Genomic DNA, 2,122 nt, shown 5'->3' with positions numbered 1-2,122 from the left:
GGCTGGCTCCCACAGTGATCCTGTGCACGCGGATCCATTGTGGGAGCCAGCCTGCTGGCGATGAGGCCCGCAAGAACAACGCCTGTTCATGGCTCAAACCATCGCCGCAAAATTCAGCCTGAACTGCTGCGGCGTCACTCCCAATCGGCGACTGAACACCGTGCGCATGTGCTGGGCATCGCGAAACCCGCATTGATACGCCACCGTTTTGAGCGGTGAATGGGTGCTTTCAAGCAGCACCCGCGCCGCGTCCACCCTCGCCCGCTCGACGAATTCCGCCGGAGTGATTTTCGCCTCCTTGGCGAACACCCGGGAAAAGTTGCGGGCACTCATGTTGGCCGCGTTCGCCAGATCGGCAATGGTCAGGTCGCCGGTCAGGTTGGCCAGGACGTAGAGTTGCACCAGTGCCACCGCCGACGTCGGTTCGGCGTGGGGTGTGAGGAACGGGCTGAACTGTGATTGCCCGCCCGAGCGTTGGGTGAACACCACCAGCCGCTTGGCCACGCTCAATGCCACTTCCGGTCCGTGGTCCCGGGCCAACAGGTACAACGACAAATCAATCCCCGCCGTGACGCCGGCCGAGGTGAAAAGCTTACCATCCTGAACGTAGAGGCGATCGGCATCGACCTGAGTCGATGGACACGCTGTCGCCAACGCCGCGGCATCATCCCAATGGGTGGTGACGGTCCGTCCTTCGAGCAATCCGGCCCGGGCCAGCATGAACGCGCCGTTGCAGATCGAACCAAATCGTTGCGCCCGCGCACAGGCATCGCGCAACCAGCCATCGAAGGCCGCGCCAAAATCCAGGAACGGCAATTGCGGCCCGCCGGCCACCAGCAGCAAGTCATAAGCCTCCAGCGCTTCGCTGAAATGCCGATGGGCATTGAGCGACAAACCGTTGGAGCACGCCATCATCCCGTGCTCGACGCCGATAACCTCTAGCCGGTAATGGTCATGCGGTTCGAGGAAACGATTGGCTTCGCAAAACACATCCATGGGACCGGTGACGTCCAACGACTGGACGCCAGCGAACACTACGATGGCAACGGTTTTACTCATGGTTGGATTGCCTCTACGGGTCACACTTACCTGTGGCGAGGGAGCTTACTCCCGCTGGAGTGCGCAGCACTCCCATTCCTGTCACTACTGTTTGCCTGGTGTAATTGAGTTGCAGGTTTTGGGACCGCTTCGCAGCCCAGCGGGAGCAAGCTCCCTCGCCACAAAGCGTATTCGCCGGTACCAAACTTAGCCAACCCGGGCGCAACAAGCGAGGTTGGCGCGATTTGCATGTTCATTGGCCGGGATCGCAGCCATGGATCGATTGTCCGGTTTTGGAGGCCGGAACAGACTTGTTCCATCAACGCCGCCACGGCGTTCCCCACGAGGAAAGCACCATGAGCAGCATCATTGCCGGTATCAAAATCCCCGACAGCGCGTTGGCCAAGGCCACCACCGAATACATTCGCGACGCCGAGTCCGATTTGCTTTACCACCATTCGCGCCGGGTGTTTCTGTTCGGCGCCTTGAGCGGTGAGCGCAAGCAGTTGGCCTACGATCCAGAGATGCTCTACGTCGGCGCCATGTTCCATGACCTGGGCCTGGTGGACGGTTATCGCACGGACAACGAGCGCTTCGAAGTCGATAGCGCCAACGCCGCCAAAGCGTTCCTCAAGCCGTATGGGTTGTCGGATGGCGATATCGAGCAGGTGTGGCTTTCGATTGCCCTGCACACCACGCCGGGCGTACCGCAACACTTGCGGCCTAACGTGGCATTGGTCACGGCCGGTGTGGAAATGGATGTGCTGGGTATCGATTACGCCGCGTTTCCCACCGTGCAGCGTGAGGAAGTGGTGCATGCGCACCCACGAGGCGAGGGGTTCAAGGAATGCATCCTGTGTGCGTTCGCCAATGGCTTCAAACACAAGCCGGATACCACGTTCGGCACGGTGAACGCAGATGTCCTGGTGGACAGCGAGCCGGGGTTCAAGCCGATGAACTTCGTCGAGATCATCCGCAAGTCTCCCTGGATGTCCTAAAACAACTGTGGGAGCGAGCCTGCTCGCGAATGCGGTGTGTCAGTCGACATCTCTATCAACTGACACGACCTCATCGCGAGCAGGCT

At 60.2% G+C, this 2,122-nt stretch carries 2 protein-coding genes; one reads left to right on the top strand and one right to left on the bottom strand.

The features are described 5' to 3' along the window. Nucleotides 1-93: 93 nt before the first annotated feature. A complete protein-coding gene (locus QMX98_RS34200; protein WP_221107720.1) occupies nucleotides 94-1,059 on the bottom strand; it encodes a GlxA family transcriptional regulator in 966 nt (321 codons plus the stop codon). A gap of 335 nt (nucleotides 1,060-1,394) precedes the next feature. Here QMX98_RS34200 and QMX98_RS34195 point away from each other — a divergent pair, with 335 nt between their 5' ends. Continuing rightward, nucleotides 1,395-2,036, top strand: coding sequence for an HD domain-containing protein (locus QMX98_RS34195; RefSeq protein ID WP_282412065.1), 642 nt, complete (start codon nucleotides 1,395-1,397; stop codon nucleotides 2,034-2,036). The last annotated feature ends 86 nt before the right edge of the window (nucleotides 2,037-2,122 follow it).

Source organism: Pseudomonas sp. PS02303 (assembly GCF_029959925.1).
Lineage (GTDB): Bacteria > Pseudomonadota > Gammaproteobacteria > Pseudomonadales > Pseudomonadaceae > Aquipseudomonas > Aquipseudomonas mandelii.
Note: the sequence above shows the minus strand (reverse complement) of the source record. Positions and strands in the feature narration are given on the sequence as shown.

Bases quoted from the DNA above. Each gene is read 5' to 3' on its own strand.
- QMX98_RS34200 (WP_221107720.1), bottom strand. From the start codon at position 1,059: ATGAGTAAAACCGTTGCCATCGTAGTGTTCGCTGGCGTCCAGTCGTTG.
- QMX98_RS34195 (WP_282412065.1), top strand. From the start codon at position 1,395: ATGAGCAGCATCATTGCCGGTATCAAAATCCCCGACAGCGCGTTGGCC.